The organism is Sphingorhabdus rigui, assembly GCF_014196595.1.
Lineage (GTDB): Bacteria > Pseudomonadota > Alphaproteobacteria > Sphingomonadales > Sphingomonadaceae > Sphingorhabdus_B > Sphingorhabdus_B rigui.
In genome coordinates this window covers 1,118,295-1,135,306 of record NZ_JACIEA010000001.1, presented here as the reverse complement: position 1 = coordinate 1,135,306, position 17,012 = coordinate 1,118,295, and the positions used below count along the sequence as shown (strand labels likewise).

The window sequence follows — 17,012 nt, the reverse complement described above, 5'->3', positions numbered from 1 at the left end:
CTTTACGCGTTTTTATGTGGTTAAGCCAAGCTGTTCCGAAACAAAATGGCACATTTCCGACAAAATATGTGCAAATCTTGCTTGGCCCGCAGCATCGCCGACCAAATCCTGTCGCATTTCAATCCCGACATAGGGAATGTCATTGGCTTCTGCATGCCGGTTCATCGTCGCGTTCAGCAATTTGCCTGAATAAGGTAGCTGGTCACCGACGTTAAGGCCGGCATCCTGTAAGAAACGGATAGCCGTTTTCGATGCCGCTTCGTGCGCATTGTACAGCACACCAACATCCCATGGCCGCGCCTCATCTGGTCGCGTCTTCAATGCGGGTGTGAAGCTATGCAGCGACAATATGAGTGCTGGCCGGCACTCCCGCAAAAGTGTTTCTAGCCTGTCATGATAGGGCCGGTGGTATCGCGCGATCCGATCCGCGCGCTGCGCTTCGTCCAAATCATTGCCAGCAATGCGACGTCCATCGCTTTCGCTTGGGAGGGCACCTGCTTCGTCCTCTTCGCGGTTTAAGTCGACGACCAAGCGCGAATAACGTCCGAGGAATGCGGCAAAACGCGTGTCTTGCGTCAATATATGCGCGACCGGATCAACGCCAATGTCCCATGCAATATGGGCATTGAGGTGATCAGCGTCCAATCCCAACGCCACGTCGCCGGGAACCGCATTTGAAGCATGGTCGCCAATAATCAGGATGCCCCCGATTTTGGGTTCGCCCAATATCCGGAAAGGATCAGCCATCATCGCAGCTCCGTTCCCATCGACCACCAATGGGGATCCAAATGCGCTTTGGCCGCTTCCAAATCCTTGGCCTCCGCAAAAAGCGCGAAGCAGGTCGCGCCTGACCCCGACATGCGAACCATGGCCGGGTTGGCGCGCGCAAGCGCCTGCAAAATGTCCGTGATGGCGGGACAAATGCCCGCCGCGATGGGTTCAAGGTCGTTTCGTCCCGATAGCGTCGCTTGCCAGATGTCGCCCCGCGCCACTGGTCCCTTGTCCTTGCCGTCCCATGCCGTAAAAATGGCGGCTGTCGATACCGACTGTAGCGGGTTGACCAGTAACAGATGCCGCGCAGGCACCGCGGTGTCATCGCGCAATATAAGCGCTGTTCCGGTTCCGCTGCCAAAACTTGTGCGGCTAAAAACGCAGGCGGGAATGTCCGCGCCCAGCGGCTGCAATATATCGGCAAGTTCCTGCTCGCTGGCCTGAATATCCCACAGCCGATTCAACAACCGAGCCGCTGCCGCAGCGTCGGCCGAACCGCCTCCGATACCCGAAGCTATTGGCAGGTTTTTTGTCAAACGGATGGATGCGCCGCCGGTGATGGAAAAATGCGCGCGAAGCCGGTGCGCGGCTTGCATCACCAGATTATCGTCATCGACGGAAAGTCCGCTGCCAAAGGGGCCGACGATCGTGAGCTCAAGCCTATCAGAAAGCGATGCCTGCAACTGATCGCCATGCTGCGCAAAGGCGAACAAGGTTTCAATGTCATGATAGCCGTCTTCGCGGCGCCGGCGCACGTGCAACGCAAGATTGATCTTGGCAAAGGCGGTCTCGGTATCCGCTGGCATCACTTCGGCGTCCTGATATCGCCCGGCAGGCCTGCTTCCAACTTTGATGATATGCGCAAAGCAACCGCTGCGTCCGCCGAAATTTGCGCGCTATTCCACGCATGTCGCGCGTCGCGCCGGCGACCTGCCCGCCAATATGCATCGCCCAGATGCTCAAAAATCGTCGCGTCAGCATTTTCGATCGACGCGGCTTTTTCCAACATGGTTACAGCATCATCATATTTGCCGCTTTGGAACAAGGCCCAGCCGAGCGAGTCTGCGTAAGCCGATGATGTTGGCTCTGCATCATATGCACGCCGCACAAATGCCTCTGCGTTGACCACGTCCTCGCGCCGCTCCAGCATGGAATAACCCAGATAATTCAGCGCGCTCGCATTGGATGGGTCTAAAGCAATCGCGTTTTGAAGCGCCTGTTTTGCTTCGTCCCATTGGCCATGTTCATCCAATGCACTGGCGAGCATCACATGAAATGAGGCGCGGCTCTTGGGTGCCTGACGTTTGAAGTCGTCCAAATCCATTGTGCGCCGATATTGGGCGATAGCCTCTGGCAGACGGCCATTTTGCTGCAACATTTGGCCAAGAAAGGTTGCGCGCGCAGCCGAATTCGCATTCTGATCATAACTGAGGCGCGCCAGTTCAACTGCACCTTCATTGTCACCCATATCGCGTAACAACGCGGCCTTTGCGAAAACGGCTCGTGTCCAATAAGGTGAAGCTGACGGAATTTTATCCAAAAGTGTAACTGCATCACGGCCGCCAGATAATTTTCCCAGCGCATGTGCCGTGGTGATGATGGCAGGAGGATATTCCGGCGCGGTCCATAGGGCTAACCGTGCAAGTGCCAGGCCGGGCTCCGGCACATCCTGCTCAATCAGCGACGTTGCGATCCGGACATATAGTGCAGCAAGCCCGACATTGGGGGTGATATTCTTTGCAGCTGCGTCAGCTTTGTTAAACTGGCCATCGAACTCGGAACCCATCGCGGCCCCAAGCATTGCATGTGCAAAAGCGGTATCGCCTTTATGCGCAAAAACGGGGCCGGCGCTGATGAAGAGATCACGCATGGCGTCGCCACCAACCGAGACCATATTCCGCAGTCCCAATTTCGCTTTGGCATTTTGGCCCGTGGCGAGATCAAGATACACGATCTGGTCCACGGCGTAGAAATTGAAAAACGAATCCGTATTTCCCTCTTTAAGGGTCAAGTCATGCGTGCCCGTCGTCGCGACGGATACCCAAGCGCGCAATATCGGCGCCATAAAGCCAAAATTGCTGCGGGCTTCCAATTCGTCGGCCGCCAGCAACGCCAATGACCAGCGACGTTTTTGAAAGGCGTCGGTGAACAGGAACAACGGCCCCTCTGGCGGAACGTCATTTCTCAGTTCCTGAACGCGAATAGATTTCAGTGCTGCGGCAAAGTCACCTTGCCGCACCGCATTTTGGTAAACCCGCTTCGCCAATGTCTCGCTGTCCGCAGATTCTTCAAACAGCTTGAGATATCCCGCCAACGCCTCATCGTGACGCGCGTCAAATTCTGCCGCACGCGCATTCACATAGGCGGTGACGCCGTCATCAACGGAAGCATAAGCTGGCGCCGCGCATAAAAAGAGCGCGGCGGTCAGCTTACATATTGGGGTAATTCGGCCCACCGCCACCCTCCGGCGTCACCCAATTGATATTCTGATTGGGGTCTTTGATGTCGCAGGTTTTGCAATGTACGCAGTTTTGGGCGTTAATCTGATAGCGCGGGTCTTTGCCCTCTTCCTCAATCCATTCATACACGCCTGCGGGGCAATAACGCGTTGAAGGTCCCGCGAATTCCATGAACTCGCTGTTCTTTTGCAGGTCCATATCCTTGACCTGCAAATGGATGGGCTGATCTTCGGCATGGTTGGTGTTCGACAGGAATACCGACGACAGCCGGTCAAAGCTGAACACACCATCTGGCTTTGGATAATCGATCCGCTCGCCTTGGTTCTTCTTTTTGAGCGCCTTGTGATCTGGATGATGCTTCATCGTGAAAGGCATGCGGATACCAAAGTTTTCGAGCCACATGTTCACGCCCGCCAGCATCGTTCCAACAACATTGCCGTATTTTTCGACCAGCGGAAGGACATTGCGCACCATATGCAGCTCTTTGGAGACCCAGCTATTGTCATAACCGGTCTGATAAGCGGTCAACTCGTCATGTTCGCGGCCCGCGGCCAGTGCTTCCACAACGGCATCTGCTGCCAACATGCCGGATTTCATCGCGGTATGCGTGCCCTTGATACGTGGCACGTTGACGAAACCCGCCGAACAACCAATCAATGCGCCGCCCGCGAATGCCAACTTTGGCACCGACTGCCAGCCACCATCGCTGATCGCGCGGGCGCCATAGGAAACGCGCTTGCCACCGGCCAAAATCTTCTTGACCTCTGGATGCGTTTTCCAGCGCTGCAGTTCTTCAAAGGGTGACAGATAGGGGTTGGAATAGTTCAGCCAGACCACAAAGCCTAAGGCCACTTGGTTGTTTGCTTGATGGTACAGGAATGCGCCACCATTTGCGTCGGTCAATGGCCAGCCTTGGCTGTGAATGACGCGGCCTGCCGAATGTTGTTCCGCGGGAATGTCCCACAATTCTTTCAGACCGATGCCATAAACCTGTGGTTCGCAATCCTTGTCCAATCCGAACTGCGGCTTAATCAATTTGGTCAGATGTCCACGCACACCTTCGGCAAAGAAGGTATATTTGGCGTGCAGTTCCATGCCGGGCATATAATCATCTTTGTGGCTGCCATCGCGCGCGACGCCCATGTCGCCTGTTGCCACGCCCTTGACCGAGCCGTCCGCATTATACAGAATTTCTGCAGCCGAAAATCCGGGGAAGATTTCCACGCCCAGATTTTCCGCCTGCCCCGCAAGCCAGCGGCACAGATTGCCAAGCGAGCCTGTGTAGGTGCCTTTGTTATGCATGAAACCGGGCGTCAGGAAATGCGGCATGTTAAACTTGCCGGTCTTGGTCATTATCCAATGCTGGTTGTCGTTCACGGGTGTATCCGCCAATGGGCAGCCCATCGTGCGCCAATCCGGCAGCAGCTCGTCGAGCGCCTTTGGATCTATGACAGCGCCGGATAAAATATGCGCGCCAACCTCTGACCCTTTTTCCAATATGCAAACGCTGGTGTCGGGGGACTGCTGCTTAATGCGTATCGCAGCGGATAACCCTGCTGGCCCCGCACCCACAATAACAACATCATATGGCATCGACTCGCGTTCACTCATTGCCTTTATCCTTTACCCGGCATGTAAATCAGGCCATCCGAATTTTCGGACAGCTCGTGGGAATTGCCATGCCAAGCAATTGACCCTGTCGTCAACAAGTGACTGAAGGGATTTATGGGGGATCGTGCAGAAACTGCAGCCTTGGCGGCTGTTGAATCGCTAACTGGCTGGTGGACGCTGGCCGGTGTGGATTCTGCCGTGGGCGATGAAACCGTCAACTGGCTGGCCGCCGATGAAGTGACGGATCCTGCAAAACCGGCTGCTACCGCCAATAACAGTGCCGCAAATGCCCCTGTTGCACCGCACGTTCCGTCTATTGCCTGGCCGAATGATATTGCGACCTTGCGGCAGATGGTCCGCGATGGCGCACCGCTTCCTGGCAACGACCTAGGCCCAGTTCATATTCCCCCAATTGGCGCCGAAAACAGCGCAATTGTTATCATATCCGATCTACCCGATTTAACGGATGCCGACGAAGCAACCGCGGGAACGTCTGCGGTGCACATTTTGCTGGAACGTATGTTGGCGGCGATTGGTATCCACATTTCGGATTGTTACCGGACGTGGCTTGCAACCACGGTGCCGGCGACGGGGGAGCTTCCCGATCACATCCTGCCGGAATTGGGCCATTATATGCGCCATCAACTCGGCCTCATTAAACCCACATCGGTGATTTTACTCGGTTCATCCGCCTGCAAGGCTCTGTTAGACGCCGATCTTATGAACGCCCGCGCAGAATTGCGAAATGTTAACCATGATGGCCGCAATATCGTCGCATTGACGACATTCCATCCGCGTACGCTTATCGCGCGGCCTGCCATGAAGGCACAGGCGTGGAGAGATCTGCAGATGTTTGCAAAAAGGGATGCCTTGTGAGCGCCAAGAACGTGCATAGTGCAAAAGTGCGTCACAGTAGAATGCGCGCGCTTAGCTGGCTTGGTCCACTATTGGCGCTGTCACCGGTGGCGGCTGCGCATGCAAATACCAGCGAGGGCTTTCGTGCGATTGTCTCTACGCAGGTTGCTCCAACGGTTTTGGATGCCAAGGAAAAGGCCGTTTTTTCGGCCATTTACGACGCAATTCGAAACCAGAAATGGGAAGAGGCTGCACGGTTAATCGATGAAGCGCCGCAAGGACCAATGGCCGCCATGGCGCGCGCCGAATTATATCTTGCCCCAGACAGTCCAAAGGTTGAGGTCGCGCAATTGCACGATCTTTTGCAGTCGGCACCCTATCTTCCGCAAGCGGAGCAGCTTGCAACAATGGCGCGCAAGCGTGGCGCGGATATTCTTCCTGAACGCCCGGGCATCCGCCGTTTCTCATGGCTTGGTGGTGCGCCAAAGCGGGACTTGCCTGCAAACGCGGCGAGCGATATCATCCGCGGCGAGCTTCAGCAGTTCATCAAAAATGACCAGTCCTTGGCCGCGGAACAATATCTCGAAACCAAGGTCGAAGAGCTTTCACCCGAAGCATTGACCGAGCTTCAATATCGCGTCGCATGGTCCTATTATATCGAAAATGACGACCAGTCTGCGAAACGCGTTGCTTCACTCGCGCGCACGGCCGGTGGCGAATGGGGCACACAGGCGGCATGGGTGCATGGCTTGGCATCATGGCGGTTGGGTGAATATGCAGAGGCATATGAGGCATTTGATGTGGTCTCACGCCTCGCTGCCAATGACGACCTGAAGGCAGCAGGCCTGTTTTGGGGCGCGCGCGCGGCGATGGCGGCGAAATATCCACAATTTGTGCAGCCAAAAATGCAAAAAGCGGCGCAGCTGCCCGAAACCTTTTATGGTCTGTTGGCGAGCGAAGCGCTCGGCATGGAGCCCATCGCCCGCCGGGCAGCCAAAGTCGTAAAGCTTGATTGGGCCAGCCTGAAAGATCAGCAGAATGCAATCCTTGCGGTCGGCTTGGCGGAAATTGGCCAAACGAAACTTGCGGATCAAGCGTTGCGCCATCAAGCGCGCATAGGCGATGCGCGGCAGCATACAAATTTGGCGCAGCTGGCCGGATCGCTGAACCTTGCCTCCACCCAATTTTGGTTGGGTCATTATGGCCCCGCACGCAACCAAAGCAACGCCATGGCGCGCTATCCCATGCCCAATTGGGAACCTCTCGGTGGCTGGCGGGTAACGCCGGCCCTTGTCTATGCACACACGTTGCAGGAATCCAACTTCCGCACGGACGTGGTCAGCCCGGCGGGCGCACGTGGGCTCATGCAAGTGCGGCCGGGCACCGCGCAGGATATGGCGCGTGCACGCGGTGCATCATTTGCGGCGTCGCAGCTTGATCGTCCTTCGATCAATCTCGAATATGGACAATCCTACCTCGAAAAATTGCGCGATTTGCCCGCTACGGGTGGCCTGCTGCCCAAGGTGATTGCGGCCTATAATGCAGGCCCCGCTCCGCTTGCGCGCTGGAACAGCGAAATTCGCGACAATGGCGATCCGCTGCTTTTCATTGAATCCATCCCTTATTGGGAAACGCGGGGCTATGTCGCGATTATCCTGCGCAACTATTGGATCTACGAGATGCGGACCAACAAGGCTTCGGGCAGCTTGAAAGGGCTCGCCCAATATATGTGGCCGAAATTTCCGGACGCCAATGGCACCGTAACCGCGCGCCGCGTGACAGGAGGCTCCATTGCCGCTCGATAACAACATGGCTTTCAAACCCGTCAATATTGCGCTTCTGACGGTATCCGACACCCGTGGACCGGATGAGGACACCAGCGGCGATTTATTGGCTGAACGCATCAGGGCGGCGGGGCATAAGATCATCGAACGCGCAATTTTGCGTGACGATACCGCGTTGATTACCGCACGCCTGCACAATTGGATCGATGACGAAAATATCGACGTTGTCATATCCACGGGTGGCACGGGGCTCACCGGGCGCGATGTTACGCCGGAGGCACTGGATCGCGTTAAGACCAAGGATATTCCAGGGTTTGGCGAGTTATTTCGTTGGCTGAGCTTCGCCAGCATTGGCACATCGACCATACAGTCACGCGCCTGCGCGGTGTTGGCACGCGGCACCTATATCTTTGCCCTGCCCGGATCAAACGGCGCGGTGAAGGATGGATGGGACCAGATTTTGGTTCATCAGCTGGATAACCGGCACCGCCCCTGCAATTTCGTCGAACTGATGCCGCGCCTGTCCGAAAGGTAAATGCGGGGATTACGGCCGTTCGCGATTCTATTGGGCTGAACGCATATTTGTTCTTTATATGTTCTCATTCTTATGGCATGATTTGCCTATGGAGAATGCAGTCGAACGCGATGTTACAAAGGGACGCGGGGCGCCCACAAACGCGGTGCCAACGCGATTTAACCTCAATAGCCGTGTTGCCGATGGAGACTGGCTGGACGCGCGCGAAGCGTTAGATGGCGGAAAGCCGGCACTTAAGACGACGGTGACCGAAGAGTTCGCCAAATCCATACTCTCGTTCAACAATTCTCCTGACGTCCCTTTTGACCGTTCGGTAAACGCATATCGCGGGTGCGAGCATGGCTGCGTCTATTGTTTTGCACGGCCAACGCACGCCTATCATGATCTGTCGCCGGGTCTGGACTTCGAAAGCCGTCTTTTCGCCAAGCCAAATGCCGCGGATATCTTGCGCAAAACGATCGCCAAGCCGGGATACCGCCCAGCGCCGATCGCGATCGGAACCAATACCGATCCGTATCAACCGATTGAGCGAACCTATCGCATCACGCGATCGATCTTGGCGCTGATGGTGGAAACGTCACACCCGATTGTGGTCACAACAAAATCCGCGCGCGTAGTTGATGATATCGACCTGTTAAGCCAGCTGGCATCAAAGCAACTGACGGGTGTTGCGATATCGGTAACCTCGCTTGATGCGAAACTTGCGCGGACATTGGAACCCAGGGCATCATCGCCGATGACCCGGCTTGCGGCGGTGCGCAAACTTTCAGACGCCGGCATCTATGTGCATGTGAATATTGCGCCGATTATTCCGGCGGTAACCGATCATGAGATTGAGGCAATCGCCGCCGCCGCAGCAGAACAAGGTGCAACGAGCATCAGTTCGATACCCATCCGCCTTCCGCATGAAGTCGCGCCTTTGTTCCGCGATTGGCTTGATGTTCATTTCCCCGACCGCGCGGCGAAGGTCATGAATATCATTCGCGATATGCGCGGCGGTAAAGACAATGATGCCGAATTTTTCTCAAGGATGAAGGGCCATGGTCCTTGGGCAGATTTGATACGCACCCGCATGCAAATCGCGCGAAAGAAACATGGCTTGGACGGTTCCAAATGGAATGTCAGAACCGACCTGTTCGTGCCGCCAAATATCAATGGGCAGCTGAGCCTCTTTTGAAAATCTCAGCTGCTCGGCTGCCCAGAATTTTGGGGTCAATCCTCTAGAACGAAATCCTTGAACTGCTGGCGCAGCGCAACCTTTTGGATCTTGCCGGTGCCGGTGTGTGGAAGCTCGTCAACGAACAGCACCCGGTCTGGCATCCACCATTTTACGATCCGTTCGGCGAGATATGCTTTCACCATGGCTTCATCGACCTCAGCGCCGGGTTTCTTTACGGCAATCAGCACGGGGCGTTCATCCCATTTGGGATGCGGAATGCCAATCGCGCCGGCCTCCGCAATTCCGGGACAACCAACGGCGATATTTTCAAGCTCAACCGAGCTAATCCACTCGCCGCCCGATTTGATAACGTCCTTTACGCGGTCAGTGATCTGCATCGTACCATCGGGATGCAAAACGGAAACGTCGCCGGTGTCAAACCACTGGTCGGCATCGACCGTGTCAGCGTCAGCCTTGAAATAACGTTTGATGACCCAAGGTCCGCGTATCTGAAGCGCGCCCGATGTCACGCCGTCGCGCGGGGCGACATTGCCGTCCTTGTCAATGACACGCAGTTCGACGCCAAATGGCGTTCTGCCCTGCTTACACACAACGTCTATTTGCTCATCAAGCGTCAATTCGTCCCAATTGGGCGTGGGCGCGCCCATTGTGCCAATAGGTGACGTTTCGGTCATGCCCCATGCGTGCGATACGCGGACACCCGCCTTCATGAGGCGTTCGATCATCGCGCGCGGTGCAGCAGAACCGCCGATGGTGACAAGACGCAATTTGCCGAGCGACGCATCGCGTCCAGCAGCAGCCTCCGCATCCAGATGCGCGAACATGGCGAGCCAAACGGTAGGAACACCCGCGCTATGCGTGACACCTTCCTGAAGCATCAGCCCGTGCAACGTCGCCGCATCATTGGTGGTGGAAAAGACGAATTTAACGCCTGCCGCAGCCCCCGCAAATGGCAAACCCCAGCTTGCCGCATGGAACATCGGGACGATGGGCAACAATGCTGCCTGTGGGCTGAGATCGAATATACTCGGCGCGATTTCGGCCATCGCGTGCAACATCGTTGAACGGTGCTGATACAAAACGCCTTTGGGATTACCCGTCGTACCGCTGGTATAACAGAGCATGCATGGGTCACGCTCGTCACCGGTCGCCCATTCATAATTGCCGTCTTGGCTATTGATCAACGCGCCGTAGCTATCGTCGCGGTCAAACACGATATAATGTTCAACAGTCTTCAGATGCGGCTTTATTCGGTCGATAATTGGCTGGAACATAGCATCATACATCAACACCTTATCTTCGGCGTGGTTCATGATGTAGATCAAGTCTTCGTCGAACAACCGGACGTTGACGGTATGAATAACGCCGCCAAAACCAATGGCCCCGTACCAAGTGGCAAGGTGCCGATGGTGGTTCATCGCAAAGGTTGCGATCCGGTCGCCTTTTTGCAGGCCAAAGCCAGCAAAGGCTTGCGACAGCTTGCGGGCTTCGGCCGCGACACCCGCCCAATTTGTCCGTTCAAAAGTACCGTCAGCCCAACGCGTTACGATTTCGCGCGTGCCATGCTCGCGCGCTGCATAATCAATTAAATGGGTTACCCGAAGATCCCAATCCTGCATCGTACCGTACATCCAAGCTCTCTCCCTCATCTGACGTCGCCAATATTCTTGGCGTATATTGCCGTGTATATTCCCGATCAATGCACCAATGCTAGGCTCGGCCCAATCGGTGAAAGTTCAACATTATCTACGCCTTCAATGCCCTTTACTTGGTCCAGCAAAGACGCGTCTATACGGTATTTGCGGCCCAGTACGATCTGCACCCATTGGCCTTCGGAAGACCGCGTTTTGATGATGAGTTCGCTCCGCCCGCCTTGCAGCGGTTCAACCATCTCGGCCAAACGTGCGATGGCGGTTTCTTGCGACACATCCAGCTGCATTTTTAACCGCGATACGCTTGTCAGCCCGCTCAGCGCCTTTGCGCTTTTGACGGTGAAGCTGGGCACTTCGTCCCCTGCCCGCATATCCATTTCACAATGCAGCAAAAGACATTCGGCATCCTTCGCCCATTCCGCCAGTTGACTGCCCACCGCCTCATCGAAGCACCGCACCGAAAACTGTCCGCTCATGTCCGAAAAATCGGCAATCATGAACCGCTTGCCCTTGCGGGATTCACGCCAGCGAACGCCTTCAATGAGCGCAGACATCGTGGCGGCGCGACGAACGCCCTCTGGGATGGGGCCACTCTCCAGCCAAACCGCATAAGGTTTTGCGCCATGGCTCGCGGCCAGCGCATCATATTGCGAACATGGGTGGGCAGAGAAATAAAAGCCAAAGGCGTCTTTCTCTTGGTTCATCTGCTCGCCCGGAGCCCATGATAGCCGCCCATCAATCCGTAAGGCTGCCATGTCGGAGCCGCCCTCACCGAACAGCCCGCCCTGCCCGCTTTCACGAGAATCGCGCGCAGACTGTGCCGCAGCCAAAAGCGTTTCTGCAGCGCCATGCACGGCGGCGCGATTTGGCTCCAGCGCATCGAATGCGCCTGCAGCAGCGAGATTTTCAAGGCTGCGTCGGTTTATCTGACTGGGGTCAACACGATTGGCGAAATCATCGAGGCTTTTGAAAAGCCCTGCCGCAGTTCGCTCGGCCACAAGAACTTCCATGGCGCGTTCGCCGACATTCTTAATACCACCCAACGCATATCTGACCGCATGTTCGCCATGGGCGTTTGTCTCAACGGTAAATTCGGCTTCGCTTTGGTTAATGTCGGGCGGATAGCACACGACCTCTAAGCGGCGCATATCATCCATGAATATCGCAAGCTTGTCGGTCTGATGCATGTCGAAGCACATGGATGCCGCGAAGAACTCTTCAGGATGATGGGTTTTCATCCATGCTGTTTGATATGCCAGCACGGCGTAGGCCGCGGCGTGGCTTTTGTTGAAACCATATCCCGCAAATTTGTCGATCAAATCGAACAGCTCATTTGCCCGGTTGGGCGGAATGGCATGGGTGGCGCAGCCGGTGACAAAACGTTCGCGCTGCGCGTCCATTTCGGCCTGTATCTTCTTACCCATCGCACGGCGGAGCAAATCTGCTTCGCCAAGGCTGTATCCCGCCAATATCTGGGCGGCCTGCATAACCTGTTCCTGATAGACGAAGATGCCGTATGTTTCGTTCAATACGGGCTCAAGAAGCGCGTGCGGATATTCGATGCTCTCCTCGCCATTCTTGCGTCGACCGAACATCGGGATGTTGTCCATTGGGCCCGGGCGGTAGAGCGATACGAGCGCAATAATATCGCCGAAATTGGTTGGTTTAACCGCAGCAAGCGTCCGCCGCATCCCTTCGGATTCTAGCTGGAACACACCGACAGTGTCGCCGCGCTGCAGCAATTCATACACCGCCGGGTCATCATGCGGCAAAAGCCCAAGGTCAATGTCTACCCCGCGCTTCGCCAGCATCTGTGTGGCTTTTTGCAGAACGGACAGTGTCTTCAGCCCAAGAAAGTCGAACTTCACAAGGCCCGCACTTTCGACATATTTCATGTCGAATTGCGTAACGGGCATGTCCGAACGCGGGTCGCGATATAAAGGCGCAAGCTCGGACAATTCACGGTCGCCGATAACAACACCGGCGGCGTGCGTTGAACTGTGGCGTGGCAAGCCCTCAAGCTTCATAGCAAGATCGAACAAGCGCTTCACTTGCGCGTCGCGACGATATTCCTCACGCAATTCGGCGACCCCCGCCAATGCGCGCTTCAAATCCCACGGATCAGCGGGAAGATTTGGCACCTGCTTACACAGCCGATCCACTTGGCCGTAACTCATTTGCAGAACGCGCCCGGTATCGCGCAGAACCGCGCGGGCTTTCAGCTTACCAAAGGTGATAATCTGCGCGACTTGCCGTGTGCCATATTTTTTCTGCACATAACGGATCACCTCTCCGCGCCGCGTTTCGCAGAAGTCGATGTCGAAATCCGGCATGGAAACGCGGTCGGGGTTCAAGAAGCGTTCGAACAGCAACCCAAGCTTGATGGGGTCAAGGTCCGTAATGGTTAGCACCCACGCGACGAGCGAACCCGCGCCGGACCCACGGCCGGGGCCCACCGCAATGTCTTGCTCCTTTGCCCACTTAATGAAGTCCGCAACGATCAAGAAATATCCGGAGAAGCCCATCGAGCAAATGACGTCCGCTTCAAACGTCAGCCGGTCGAAATACACTTGACGTGTTGCTTCATCGGTAATGCCTGCGGTCTCAAGACGCGCCAACAGTCCCAAACGGGCGTCCTCACGCAACTGCGCATCTTCCGCCGTGCGATCCCCTGCAAGGCTTGGCAGAATGGGGTTTCGATACGGCGCCAGTGCAGCGCAGCGCTGGGCAATAACAAGCGTGTTGGCCAGAGCCTCAGGCACATCGGCAAACAAAGCGCCCATTTGCTTGCCGGTCTTGATCCAAGTGTCACGGCTGCTCCGCCGGCGGTCTTGGCTTTCGACATATTCGCCATCGGAAATGCACAGCATTGCGTCATGCGCATCGAAGAAATCCGGTTCGGCAAAAAATGCCGGGTTTGTCGCAACCATTGGAATGTCGCGGGCATAAGCGAGATCGATCAGCGCCTCTTCCGCAGCTTCTTCGCGGCTATCGTTGCGCCGGCTGAGCTCAATATATAGCCGGTCCGGAAACAAGGCTTGCAAGCGTGATAGATATTCCCCCGCGGCATTGTGTTGGCCGTCGCTCAGCAGCTGCGTGACAGCCCCTTCAGCGCCGCCGGTCAGCGCAATCAGGCCATCGGAAAACTGGGCAAGCTGTTCCAGCGTAACATGCGCGTCCAAATCTTCGGGACGGTCAAGATGCGCCATGGAGACCAGACGGCACAGATTATTATACCCGCTTTCGTCCTGCGCAAATAATGGCAACCAGTCGCGGATGAACTTGCCATCGCTTGTCGGCCGCCGGACGCCAAGGAGCGCGCCAATGATCGGCTGTACGCCCTTTGACTTTGCGCCATCCTGAAATGGCATAACGCCATAGAGACCATTGCGGTCGCAAATCGCAATCGCCGGAAACCCTAGCTTTTTTGCGGCTTCGCCAATCGCCTTGGGCTCGATTGCGCCTTCCAACATGGTGTAAGCGGAAAATACGCGCAAAGGGACGAAAGGCACATAGGACATAAAGCTATGTTAGATGACCCGCTAGATTCGACAATCCAACTTTTCGGCTAATCTGTGGACAATCAGGCAGGCTGCGCAAGAAGCTTTTCAATGTCCTTGGCAAGCGCTTCGGGTTTGACTTGCGGGCCATGGCGGGCAACCACATTGCCCTTTCGGTCCACCAGAAATTTGGTGAAGTTCCATTTGATACCGCGCGATCCCAGCAGGCCAGCTTGCTGTTGTTTGAGATAATGCCAAAGCGGGTCTTCATTGTCGCCATTGACGTCAATTTTTGACGCTAAGGGGAATGACACATCATAGGTCAGTGAACAGAAATTTTTGATCTCTTCCTCGTCGCCCGGCTCCTGCGCGCCAAACTGATTGCACGGGAACGCCAATATCTCCAGCCCCTGATCCTTATATTGCCGATACAGCGCCTCAAGGCCCTTATATTGCGGCGTAAAGCCACATTTCGAGGCGGTGTTTACCACCAGCAAGACCTTGCCCGCATGCGCCGCCATGGCTTCGCTTGCGCCACCGGGCATTTTGACCGAAAAATCGTAAACTGACATCATCTATCCCCTTAGCTTAGGCTAATCTTCCATCTTTTAGACGCACGACGCGGTCCATTTTGGCCGCAAGGCGCTCATTATGCGTCGCAACAATGGCCGATGAGCCTTGCTCACGCACCAATGCCATGAACTCACCCAGCACAATGTCGGCGGTGTGTTCATCCAGATTACCCGTTGGTTCGTCCGCCAGTACCAGTTTTGGCCGGTTCGCAAGCGCCCGCGCGACGGCAACCCGTTGCTGTTCGCCGCCGGAGAGTTTGGACGGCCGGTGGTGGAGCCGCTCAGAAAGCCCAAGCTGCGTGAGCAAATGGGTCGCGCGTTCGACCGCATCCTCTGGCGTTGCATCGGCAATCAATTGGGGAAGGACGACATTCTCAAGCGCATCGAAATCGGGCAGCAAGTGATGAAATTGATACACGAAGCCGAGTTTCTGCCGGCGTATCTCGGTTTGACGATCAACGCCTGCCGAACTGACTTCTTCTCCATCCAATTTGATGGAACCCGAAAAGCCGCCCTCAAGCAGACCGATCGCCTGTAGCATCGTTGATTTCCCAGAACCCGACGGACCGAGCAATGCCACAAGTTCGCCCTTGCCAACCACAAGGTCGACACCGCGCAGCACTTGTATGGTGACATCGCCCTGCACAAATTTGCGGCGCACATCGATGAGTTCAACGACATTATTCATAACGCAACACCTGAACTGGATCAGTACTTGCCGCCTTCAGCGCGGGGTACAAGGTGGCAAGGAAGCTAAACAGCAGCGCCAGCCCACAAATCGCCAATACTTCGACTGGGTCTGTTCGCGATGGCAGCTCGGTGAGAAACCTGATCGATGGGTCCCACAAATTCTGGCCTGTGAGAAGTTGAATGAAATTGACCACCGACTGCCGGAAATACAGGAAGATAGCGCCCAATATCAGGCCAAGCACAATGCCAGACGACCCGATCAACAATCCCACGGTCATAAATATCCGCAACAGTGATTTTCGTGACGCCCCGATGGTCCGCAATATCGCAATATCCCGCGTTTTGGCCCGCACCAGCATGATGAGCGATGACAGGATGTTGAACACGGCAACGAGCACGATGATCGAAAGCACAACAAACATGGCGACGCGCTCAACCGCCAACGCCTCAAACAACGATGCGTTCATGCTTTTCCAGTCCACGATTAGGCCTTTGTTTTCGAGTTTGGGCAAAAGCGGCGCGAGAATCTCGTTCACCTTGTCGGGATTTTCGGTCTTAATCTCGATCATCCCGATTTCGTCACCCAACAACATAAGCACCTGTGCCCGTTCGATGGGCATGATGACGAACGCCTTGTCATAATCATAAACGCCAACTTCAAAGATCGCGGCCACTTCGTAAGAAATTTCGCGCGGCACCGTTCCGAAAGGCGTTGTCCGTCCAGCAGGGTTGATGATCGTAATGCTTTGTCCGACCTGAACCCCCAAATTTTGGGCCAGTCTCGAACCGATAGCGACCTTATCCTCATTCGGGCGCAACGCTCTCAAGCTTCCAGCGACAGTTTTCCCTTTTAGCGTTTCATTCTTCAGGATGTCATTCACCGACATTCCACGCGCCAGAATCGCTTCGACCCTGCCATCGAAGGTGGTGAGCAGTGGCTGTTCAATCAACGCAGTGGCATCGGTTACGCCAGGCGTCTTTTCAACATCATTCAAGATCTGACGCCAGTCCTGAAGCCGCCCGCCATAGCCCTGAACAACAGCATGGCCGTTCAGGCCAACAATCTTGTCGAACAATTCAGCGCGAAAGCCGTTCATGACACTCATGACGATGATCAGCGCAGCTACGCCAAGCGCAACCGCGACTAAGCTGATACTCGCGACGAGGAAGATAAAACCCTCGCCCTTGCCCGGCAGCAGATACCGGCGCGCCACCATGCGTTCATATCGCGACAATATCATGTGCGGTCACTCGTCAATGTTTTCGGCATATCCGGTTCTTAGGTTCCACCATGAGGACTGGCAAGCATTGTTGCAGTGGTGCAACAGCCTTTGAAAAAGCGTTCGGTGGAGTGTGGTTCCAATTGCAAAGCAGCCCGCAAAGGATGATGACGGCGTGGAATT

At 55.5% G+C, this 17,012-nt stretch carries 13 protein-coding genes; 4 read left to right on the top strand and 9 right to left on the bottom strand.

Annotated features, from left to right (window positions below; all coding sequences use genetic code 11):
• Positions 1-12 precede the first annotated feature (12 nt).
• Genes GGR91_RS05150 through GGR91_RS05135 form a run of 4 tightly spaced genes read right to left on the bottom strand, consistent with a single transcriptional unit; the run spans position 13 to position 4,841 of the window.
• Positions 13-747, bottom strand: a complete 735-nt coding sequence (locus tag GGR91_RS05150) for an N-formylglutamate amidohydrolase (RefSeq protein ID WP_183941568.1) — start codon at positions 745-747, stop codon at positions 13-15.
• Positions 747-1,577 (bottom strand): 4-(cytidine 5'-diphospho)-2-C-methyl-D-erythritol kinase, encoded by an 831-nt coding sequence (locus tag GGR91_RS05145; protein ID WP_183940690.1) that lies wholly within the window; start codon positions 1,575-1,577, stop codon positions 747-749. The genes GGR91_RS05150 and GGR91_RS05145 overlap by 1 nt, the downstream gene beginning before the upstream one ends.
• On the bottom strand, positions 1,577-3,226 hold the full coding sequence (locus tag GGR91_RS11740) for a tetratricopeptide repeat protein (protein WP_183940688.1): 1,650 nt from the start codon (positions 3,224-3,226) through the stop codon (positions 1,577-1,579). Before GGR91_RS11740 ends, GGR91_RS05145 begins: the two co-directional genes overlap by 1 nt.
• Positions 3,201-4,841: an electron transfer flavoprotein-ubiquinone oxidoreductase gene (locus GGR91_RS05135; RefSeq protein ID WP_183940686.1), complete on the bottom strand. Its 1,641-nt coding sequence runs from the start codon at positions 4,839-4,841 to the stop codon at positions 3,201-3,203. Before GGR91_RS05135 ends, GGR91_RS11740 begins: the two co-directional genes overlap by 26 nt.
• Positions 4,842-4,955: 114 nt before the next feature.
• Between GGR91_RS05135 and GGR91_RS05130 the strand changes: the two genes are divergently transcribed.
• The 4 genes from GGR91_RS05130 (at position 4,956) to GGR91_RS05115 (ending at position 9,192) form a co-directional block, all read left to right on the top strand.
• A complete protein-coding gene (locus GGR91_RS05130) occupies positions 4,956-5,717 on the top strand; it encodes a uracil-DNA glycosylase family protein (RefSeq protein ID WP_183940684.1) in 762 nt (253 codons plus the stop codon).
• Positions 5,718-5,758: 41 nt separating this feature from the next.
• A complete protein-coding gene (locus tag GGR91_RS05125; protein WP_183941567.1) occupies positions 5,759-7,501 on the top strand; it encodes a lytic transglycosylase domain-containing protein in 1,743 nt (580 codons plus the stop codon).
• A gap of 4 nt (positions 7,502-7,505) precedes the next feature.
• Entirely contained in the window at positions 7,506-8,015 is a 510-nt protein-coding gene (gene moaB / locus GGR91_RS05120; protein ID WP_407698400.1) for a molybdenum cofactor biosynthesis protein B, read from the top strand.
• Positions 8,016-8,103: 88 nt separating this feature from the next.
• Positions 8,104-9,192: a PA0069 family radical SAM protein gene (locus GGR91_RS05115; protein WP_183940680.1), complete on the top strand. Its 1,089-nt coding sequence runs from the start codon at positions 8,104-8,106 to the stop codon at positions 9,190-9,192.
• Positions 9,193-9,227: 35 nt separating this feature from the next.
• On the opposite strand, the gene GGR91_RS05110 is transcribed toward GGR91_RS05115, so the two are convergent.
• The 5 genes from GGR91_RS05110 to GGR91_RS05090 all read right to left on the bottom strand — a co-directional run bounded on the left by GGR91_RS05110 (position 9,228) and on the right by GGR91_RS05090 (position 16,850).
• On the bottom strand, positions 9,228-10,826 hold the full coding sequence (locus GGR91_RS05110) for a long-chain fatty acid--CoA ligase (protein WP_183941566.1): 1,599 nt from the start codon (positions 10,824-10,826) through the stop codon (positions 9,228-9,230).
• Positions 10,827-10,891: 65 nt separating this feature from the next.
• Complete coding sequence (gene dnaE / locus GGR91_RS05105; protein ID WP_183940678.1) at positions 10,892-14,368, bottom strand: DNA polymerase III subunit alpha; 3,477 nt, start codon at positions 14,366-14,368, stop codon at positions 10,892-10,894.
• A gap of 62 nt (positions 14,369-14,430) precedes the next feature.
• The gene (locus GGR91_RS05100) at positions 14,431-14,922 is read right to left on the bottom strand and encodes a glutathione peroxidase (RefSeq protein WP_407698389.1); all 492 of its coding nucleotides are present in this window, start codon (positions 14,920-14,922) and stop codon (positions 14,431-14,433) included.
• Positions 14,923-14,935: 13 nt separating this feature from the next.
• Positions 14,936-15,607, bottom strand: coding sequence for an ABC transporter ATP-binding protein (locus GGR91_RS05095; protein WP_183940676.1), 672 nt, complete (start codon positions 15,605-15,607; stop codon positions 14,936-14,938).
• Positions 15,600-16,850 (bottom strand): lipoprotein-releasing ABC transporter permease subunit, encoded by a 1,251-nt coding sequence (locus GGR91_RS05090; protein WP_183940673.1) that lies wholly within the window; start codon positions 16,848-16,850, stop codon positions 15,600-15,602. The genes GGR91_RS05095 and GGR91_RS05090 overlap by 8 nt, the downstream gene beginning before the upstream one ends.
• Between the last annotated feature and the right edge of the window lie 162 nt (positions 16,851-17,012).

What these genes read in the sequence shown, in the direction of transcription:
- GGR91_RS05150 (WP_183941568.1), bottom strand. Translation starts at nt 747, where the DNA reads ATGGCTGATCCTTTCCGGATATTGGGCGAACCCAAAATCGGGGGCATC.
- GGR91_RS05145 (WP_183940690.1), bottom strand. Translation starts at nt 1,577, where the DNA reads ATGCCAGCGGATACCGAGACCGCCTTTGCCAAGATCAATCTTGCGTTG.
- GGR91_RS05135 (WP_183940686.1), bottom strand. Translation starts at nt 4,841, where the DNA reads ATGAGTGAACGCGAGTCGATGCCATATGATGTTGTTATTGTGGGTGCG.
- GGR91_RS05130 (WP_183940684.1), top strand. Translation starts at nt 4,956, where the DNA reads ATGGGGGATCGTGCAGAAACTGCAGCCTTGGCGGCTGTTGAATCGCTA.
- GGR91_RS05125 (WP_183941567.1), top strand. Translation starts at nt 5,759, where the DNA reads ATGCGCGCGCTTAGCTGGCTTGGTCCACTATTGGCGCTGTCACCGGTG.
- moaB (WP_407698400.1), top strand. Translation starts at nt 7,506, where the DNA reads ATGGCTTTCAAACCCGTCAATATTGCGCTTCTGACGGTATCCGACACC.
- GGR91_RS05115 (WP_183940680.1), top strand. Translation starts at nt 8,104, where the DNA reads ATGGAGAATGCAGTCGAACGCGATGTTACAAAGGGACGCGGGGCGCCC.
- GGR91_RS05110 (WP_183941566.1), bottom strand. Translation starts at nt 10,826, where the DNA reads ATGTACGGTACGATGCAGGATTGGGATCTTCGGGTAACCCATTTAATT.
- dnaE (WP_183940678.1), bottom strand. Translation starts at nt 14,368, where the DNA reads ATGTCCTATGTGCCTTTCGTCCCTTTGCGCGTATTTTCCGCTTACACC.
- GGR91_RS05100 (WP_407698389.1), bottom strand. Translation starts at nt 14,922, where the DNA reads ATGATGTCAGTTTACGATTTTTCGGTCAAAATGCCCGGTGGCGCAAGC.
- GGR91_RS05095 (WP_183940676.1), bottom strand. Translation starts at nt 15,607, where the DNA reads ATGAATAATGTCGTTGAACTCATCGATGTGCGCCGCAAATTTGTGCAG.
- GGR91_RS05090 (WP_183940673.1), bottom strand. Translation starts at nt 16,850, where the DNA reads ATGATATTGTCGCGATATGAACGCATGGTGGCGCGCCGGTATCTGCTG.